This window comes from Paratractidigestivibacter sp., assembly GCF_052362415.1.
In the GTDB taxonomy this organism is placed as follows: domain Bacteria; phylum Actinomycetota; class Coriobacteriia; order Coriobacteriales; family Atopobiaceae; genus Paratractidigestivibacter.
Map to the genome: position 1 here is coordinate 1 of NZ_DAWEMK010000053.1, position 6822 is coordinate 6822.

The 6822-nt window shown below is 63.7% G+C and carries 6 protein-coding genes and 1 tRNA gene; all 7 read left to right on the top strand.

Annotated features, from left to right (window positions below):
• Nucleotides 1–153 precede the first annotated feature (153 nt).
• Complete coding sequence (locus ACT84W_RS06520; protein ID WP_417575884.1) at nt 154–1191, top strand: ABC transporter permease; 1038 nt, start codon at nt 154–156, stop codon at nt 1189–1191.
• 13 nt (nt 1192–1204) lie between these two features.
• Nucleotides 1205–2128 (top strand): ABC transporter permease, encoded by a 924-nt coding sequence (locus ACT84W_RS06525; RefSeq protein ID WP_417575883.1) that lies wholly within the window; start codon nt 1205–1207, stop codon nt 2126–2128.
• Nucleotides 2129–2134: 6 nt separating this feature from the next.
• On the top strand, nt 2135–3229 hold the full coding sequence (locus ACT84W_RS06530) for an ABC transporter ATP-binding protein (protein WP_432290290.1): 1095 nt from the start codon (nt 2135–2137) through the stop codon (nt 3227–3229).
• Nucleotides 3230–4255 carry an ABC transporter ATP-binding protein gene (locus tag ACT84W_RS06535; protein WP_432290291.1) on the top strand — a complete coding sequence of 342 codons (1026 nt, stop codon included), beginning with the start codon at nt 3230–3232 and terminating at the stop codon, nt 4253–4255.
• 843 nt (nt 4256–5098) lie between these two features.
• Nucleotides 5099–5189, top strand: a tRNA-Leu gene (locus tag ACT84W_RS06540).
• 297 nt (nt 5190–5486) lie between these two features.
• A complete protein-coding gene (locus ACT84W_RS06545) occupies nt 5487–5909 on the top strand; it encodes a hypothetical protein (RefSeq protein ID WP_432290292.1) in 423 nt (140 codons plus the stop codon).
• A gap of 39 nt (nt 5910–5948) precedes the next feature.
• On the top strand, nt 5949–6822 hold an 874-nt coding region (locus tag ACT84W_RS06550; protein ID WP_444328620.1), incomplete at its 3' end, for a PAS domain-containing protein.

The window sequence follows — 6822 nt, forward strand, 5'->3', positions numbered from 1 at the left end:
TAGTTCGTTAGTATTTTAAGGAGGGGCGAAGTCGCCTGGGAGCGCTTCGCCCCTCTTATGGGTTATGCGCGGTGCCGTTCAGATTACGTTCAGGTTGGCACCGTAGGGGCACACAGAGCCCCTTGGCGCAAGTATTCAAGCAGGGGAGTCCCTATGGGCAAGTACATCCTGAAGCGAGTTCTTCAGTTCATCCCCGTCTTCCTCGGCGTCACCATCATCATGTTCCTTTTGCAGAACGTGGTCCCCGGTGACCCGATCAAGCTCATCGCCGGCGACAAGGCGCTGAGCCCCGAGACGGAGATCGCCATCAAGGCGCAGCACGGCCTGATCGTCACCGACGAGAACGGCAACCCGGTCTACGACGAGAACGGCGACACCATCCCGACGCCGCTTCCCGAGCAGTACGTCACCTACCTCGGCGGCCTCCTCCACGGCGACCTCGGCACTTCTTACAAGAAGTCCATGCCCGTGGCGGACATCCTGGCGCAGAAGTACCCGTACACGGTCAAGCTCGCTATCGTAGCCATCTGCATCGAGGCGGTGATCGGCATCGGCGCGGGCCTCGTCTCGGCGATCAAGCGCTATTCGATCTGGGACGTGCTCGTCACGCTCTTCACCTCAGCGATGGTCGCTATGCCGGCGTTCTGGCTGGGCATGATCTTGCAGCTGGTCTTCGGCATCTGGCTCAAGGAGGCGACGGGCGAGGGCTTCTACCTCCCGATCTCCGGCGCCGGCGGCATCAACGGCGAGTTCCAGGACTGGGTCTACTACATCCTGCCCGCCGTCACGCTCGCCTCGGTCTCGACCGCCTACACCGCGCGCATCATGCGCTCGCAGCTGCTTGAGGTCATGAACCAGGACTACATCCGCACCGCGCGCGCCAAGGGCCTCTCGCGCCGCGACGTCATCTGGCACCACGCCCTCAAGAACGCGATGATCCCGGTCGTCACCTATATCGGCATCGACTTCGGCACCATGCTCGCGGGCGCCATCCTCACCGAGACCGTCTTCAACTGGCCCGGCGTCGGCAACGAGATCTACAACGCCATCAGCCAGCGCGACTGGCCCATCGTCATGGGCGGCGTCACCATCATCGTCATCGTCGTCATGGTCATCAACCTACTTGTTGACGTGAGCTACGCGTTCCTGGACCCCAGGATCCGCTTCGGCTCCAACAAGGCAGAGAAATAAGGAGGTGCGAGATATGTCCAACGAAGCAACTCCTAAAGCTGCCGAGGCCAAGGCCGCGAAGCCGCAGAAGAGCCGCACCCTCTGGAGCGACGCCTGGAAGCGCCTTCGCCGCAACAAGCTCGCCATGATCGGTCTGGTCTGGATTCTCTTCATGATCCTCGTGGCCGTGACCGCAGACCTGTGGGCCCCGCAGTGGCTGGGTTCTCCGACCGAGACCGACACCACCATGTCAGCCACCATGTCTAAGCTCCCGCCCTCGCCGGAGCACCCCTTCGGCACCGACTCGCTCGGCCGCGACACCCTCGTCCGCGTCATCTACGGCGCTCGCGTCTCGCTCACGGTCGGCGTTCTCGCCACCGCTATCTCGACGGTGATCGGCCTCATCATGGGCGCCCTCGCCGCGTACTACGGCGGCATCTGGGACACGATTATCATGCGCCTGGCGGACGTCTTCCTGGCGTTCCCGTACACGCTGTTCGTCATCGTGCTTCTCGCCGTCCTGGGCCAGGGCATCACGAACGTCTTCATCGCCATCGGTATCCTCGGCTGGCCGTCGATCGCGCGCGTGTTCCGCTCCGCGATCCTCACGGTCAAGGAGAACGACTATGTCGACGCCGCCCGCGCCATGGGCGCCTCCGACCTGCGCATCATCGCGCGCCACATCTTCCCGAACTCCGTCGCGTCCATCGTCGTCTACGCCACGATGAACATCGGCGGCGCCATCCTCACCGAGGCGGCGCTGTCGTTCCTCGGCATGGGCGTCACCCCGCCGAACCCCTCCTGGGGCATCATGATCCAGGACGGCCAGAAGTACCTGGCCACCCAGCCTTGGCTCATGATCATGCCCGGCATCGCCATCCTGCTGACGGTCCTCGCCTTCACCCTGCTCGGCGACGGCCTGCGCGATGCCCTCGACGTCAAGATGAAGGATGCGTGATAGACGATGGCATTCGGAAAAAAGAAGGACGACGGCTACGTCGACCTTAAGTCGCAGCCCGTCCCCGAGGGCTCGCACCTGCTCGAGGTCGACGACCTCAAGATGTACTTCCACACCGAGGACGGCGTGGTCAAGGCCGTCAACGGCGTGAGCTACACGCTCGACCGCGGCGAGACCCTCGGCGTCGTCGGCGAGTCCGGCTCCGGCAAGTCCGTGACGTCGCTCACCATCATGGGCCTCATCGAGATGCCCCCGGGCCGCATCGAGGGCGGCGACGTCCGCTACCGCGGCAAGTCCCTCCTCAAGATGTCCGAGGCCGAGATGCAGCACATCCGCGGCAACGACATCGCGATGATCTTCCAGGACCCGATGACCTCGCTCAACCCGGTCTACACCATCGGCCGCCAGCTCGGCGAGGGCCTGCGCCTCCACCGCGGCTACTCCAAGGAGCAGGCGACCAAGCGCGCCATCGAGCTCCTCGACCTCGTGGGCATCCCCAACCCGGAGCAGCGCGTCAAGGACTACCCGCACCAGTTCTCCGGCGGTATGCGCCAGCGCGTCATGATCGCCATGGCGCTGGCCTGCGACCCCGATATCCTCATCGCCGACGAGCCGACGACCGCCCTGGACGTCACCATCCAGGCCCAGATCATCGAGCTCATGAAGGAGATGCAGCAGAAGAACGGCAACGCCATCATCATGATCACCCACGACCTCGGCGTCGTCGCAGACGTGGCCGACAAGATCATGGTCATGTACGCCGGCGCACCCGTCGAAATGGGCACCGCTGACGAGATCTTCTACCAGCCCCACCATCCCTACACCTGGGGCCTTATGAACTCGATCCCCAAGGCAGAGGTCGGCGAGAAGCGCCCCCTTACCCCGATCGAGGGCAACCCGCCGTCACTCGTCAACGTCCCCGCCGGCTGCTCCTTCGCGCCGCGCTGCCCCTACGCAACCGACAAGTGCCGCGCCGAGGCGCCCGAGCGCGTCGAGGTCTCCGAGGGCCACTTCGCCCGCTGCCACTATGCCGGAGACGAGTCCTTCGTGGCGGCGCACGCCCCCGAGAACTCCCGGAACCAGAAGGGAGCTGAGGCTTAAATGGCCGAAACCCGCACCCCGCTGCTCTCTGTGCAGCACCTTTGCAAGGAGTTCCCCGTCGAGTCAGGTGTCTTCGGCAAGCGCTTCTCCAAGAAGAGCGTCCACGCCGTCAACGACGTGAGCTTCGACATCTACCCTGGCGAGACCTTCGGCCTCGTCGGCGAGTCCGGCTGCGGCAAGTCCACCACGGGCCGCTGCATCATGCGCCTGACGCACCCCACCTCCGGCACCGTGCTCTTCGAGGGCAAGGACGTCGCGAAGATGAACAAGAAGGAGCTCAAGGAGATGCGCCGCAATATGCAGTTCATCTTCCAGGACCCCTACGCGTCGCTGAACCCCCGCATGACCATCGGCGAGATCGTTTCTGAGCCGCTGATCATCCACGGCGTCATGAAGGACGCCGCCGAGCGCGAGAAGTACGTCCGCAGCCTGCTCGACATGGTCGGCCTGAACCCCGAGCACATCAACCGTTACCCGCACGAGTTCTCCGGTGGTCAGCGCCAGCGCGTGGGCATCGCCCGCGCCTTTGCGCTCAAGCCGAAGCTGATCATCTGCGACGAGCCTGTCTCTGCCCTCGACGTCTCCATCCAGGCGCAGGTCCTGAACCTCCTCAACGACCTGCAGGACGAGACCGGCACCGCGTACCTCTTCATCGCCCACGACCTTTCGGTCGTCCAGCACATTTCCGATAACATCGGTGTCATGTACCTGGGCAACATGATGGAGTACGCCGACTGGCAGGCGCTCTACGACACGCCGTTCCACCCCTACACCCAGTCGCTGCTCTCCGCGGTGCCCGTGCCCGACCCGGACATCCAGGCTACCCGTAAGCGCATCATTCTCGCGGGCGATCCGCCCTCACCGATCGACGCACCGTCCGGCTGCTGCTTCCACACCCGCTGCCCCATGGCTTGCGAGAAGTGCTCCAAGGAGCGCCCGGAGTTCCGCGAGGTCGAGCCCGGCCACTTCTGCGCTTGCCACTTCGCGGCGCCGAACCCGATCAAGGAGAGCTCTATCGAGCTGTAGGCTCCTGGCCTTGTAGACCTTGTTTTTTGAAGCCGCGGGCTCGCCAAGTAAGTTGTCTGCTCGGACAACACTGCTTGCGCGTTGGCCCGCGGCACTTGAAGCCGTCCGTTTGTCTCTGTGCTCAAACAGTCCTCTTCGCATGAAGGCGACATTTAGTCGCCTTCGGCTCATGCGGAACTGCGCCAGAGACAAACGGGCGGCTTCTGTGTGCCGTGGCTCCTGCGCGGGCGGATCTTGCGACCATCTTACTTTGCGAGTCCGCGGCTTTCACTTAACGGGCTTCGGCTCGTGAGCTGCTTGCGGCCAACTGACTTGGCGGGTCTGTGGCTTGCGTTTAACGGTACTTTGGTTCGCGCGAAATGTGTCTGTCGAATGAGCGACCCGCGCGCTACGCGGAGCGCCTCAGCCGAGCTTCTGCAAAGAAATCGCGAGTTGTTGTCCCGTTTGCAAAGAAATACCGTTCTGTTGGTTCCCCGAGCACCAACAACTCCTGTTTTCTTCGCAAATGGACCAAGAACTCCCGATTATTTGGCAAGCAGACCAACAACTCTCGAATTCATTGCAACCAGGCCAACAGGCCCTTATCTCTGTGCACATTCCTGCGTGACTGCTGGAATTCTTTGCATGAACTCGGCGAATGGTGGCGTGCGAAACGGATAGGGGAGTATCTGAGACTGGGCGAGGCCGGATTCCCGATGGAATCACTGCGAATAACAGCGGTTTTGCCTTTGCGGCTTTGCGCGTGGAGAACAAAGAGTCCTCTATTGCAAAGAAATTTGAAATTGGGGGTTGCGCGAGGTTTGACGGCCGTGTTATATTTTTTCTCGCGCGAAAGCGCAGCAAGTCGGAGTGGCGGAATTGGCAGACGCGCTAGCTTGAGGTGCTAGTGACTGACTAAAAGGTCGTGCGGGTTCAAGTCCCGCCTCCGACACCACGAATTCAAGAGGGTCTCTTCGGAGGCCCTCTTTTCGTATCTAAGTACGCGGCGGCGCTGCGTAACAGCAGGTTCTCGCTCTCTTTGGAGCCACCCTTTTCGTATCTCAATGCCTTGTTTCGTGGACCTGAGCCGATGGTCTTCTCCGTGCCTTTGACCTTGCCGACCGTGTCCCACGCGTCTTGTGTCCAAACGCGAAATACCGAGAAACCCGAGCGTTTCTAGCGGTCGCGTCCCTTCAGTGTCGGCCCTAGCATGATGCCAACACAGCACCGACATACGCGAAGGGAGCACACCATGATCGATCAGCTCACAGTCTGTTTGCCCGACGGCCCCGGCAAGCTCGCCGCCATGTGCAAGCTCCTCGGCCAGGAAGGCGTCCAGATACACGCCCTCATGGTCGCCGAGACGGTCGACTTCGGCATCATCCGCGTGATCTGCGACAAACCGCGCACGACCGCCGCCATGCTGCGCGAGAAGGGCTACAACGCCATGTGCGCACGCGTGGTCGCCGCCGAGGTCGAGAATGTCCCTGGTGCGCTGGGTCACCTCCTCGATCGCCTCGCGTCGTGTGACCTCAACGTCGAATACGCCTACACTTGCTCCATGGGCGAGCGCACGGTGGACGTGATCAAGGCCACCGGCGAGCCGCTGGAGATCAAGCTGCGCGAGAGCGGCCTTGCGTTTCTGGAGGCCAAGGACCTCTACGAGACCGACTAGCCGAGCCGCGCGGCCGGACGCGAAGGAGTTGCCGCACACATGGCGAGGTCGAGTTCGGCGCTGGCCAGGCGCCATGTCGAGGGTATAGGCGAGGGGAGCCTCGTCGGCACGTTCTCTCGGCTGCTGCAGCTCACGAGCGACTGCGTCCTCGTGTTCGACGGGGGCGGGAAGGTGCTTCTTGCCAACGAGGAAGCGGCCGAGCTCCTCGGCGCGGGAGACGTGGACGTCGCGGGGCTCCAGATCCAAGAGCTCTTCCCCGACCTCGGCGACGCCGATGCCGCGGACGACGGTTCTCCCGTCGCGGGGCTGCCGTTCTCGCTCGATGGCTCCTCTTCCCCGGCGAGATGCCGCGGGCTCGACGGGGAGCTGCGGCCCGTGTCGGTCCGCTGCGAGTCCGTACAGGCGCCCGGCGAGACGTACCTGCTGGTCGCCCACCCCACAGGCGACGGGCTCGCCGAGGCCCGCGAGCACGACCGCACGGTCGACGACCTCAAGCGCGTGAACAAGCGCCTCTCGGGCGCTTTCAACATCGTGCTGGACACCCTCGATGCGCCCGACGTGGCCGAGCTCTTCACGCGCGTGCTCGACCGTCTGTACCAGACGCTCGACGCCGACGGCACCATCGTCTACCTCGCCGGCGCCGACGGCTTCCACCTCCGCGGCCTCGCGGGCGACATCGACGGCGGCCGCGTGCCGCGCTTCATGCACTTCGGCCGCACGGTCGAGACCCTCGCCACCCGCGCCGGCAAGGCCATCCGCCTGCGCGTGGCCGCCCCCTCGGGCGAGGCGCTGCGCGCCGGGCGCCTCGCGTCTCGCGAGGTCGTCAACGAGGACACGCGCGAGGTCATAAAGATCCAGTCCAAGCTCCTGCCGCCCTTCACCAGCTTCGTCGCCGTGCCGGTATGGTTCGACG

Coding starts and splice junctions, on each gene's coding strand:
- ACT84W_RS06545 (WP_432290292.1), top strand. CDS start 5,487: ATGATCGATCAGCTCACAGTCTGTTTGCCCGACGGCCCCGGCAAGCTC.
- ACT84W_RS06525 (WP_417575883.1), top strand. CDS start 1,205: ATGTCCAACGAAGCAACTCCTAAAGCTGCCGAGGCCAAGGCCGCGAAG.
- ACT84W_RS06530 (WP_432290290.1), top strand. CDS start 2,135: ATGGCATTCGGAAAAAAGAAGGACGACGGCTACGTCGACCTTAAGTCG.
- ACT84W_RS06535 (WP_432290291.1), top strand. CDS start 3,230: ATGGCCGAAACCCGCACCCCGCTGCTCTCTGTGCAGCACCTTTGCAAG.
- ACT84W_RS06520 (WP_417575884.1), top strand. CDS start 154: ATGGGCAAGTACATCCTGAAGCGAGTTCTTCAGTTCATCCCCGTCTTC.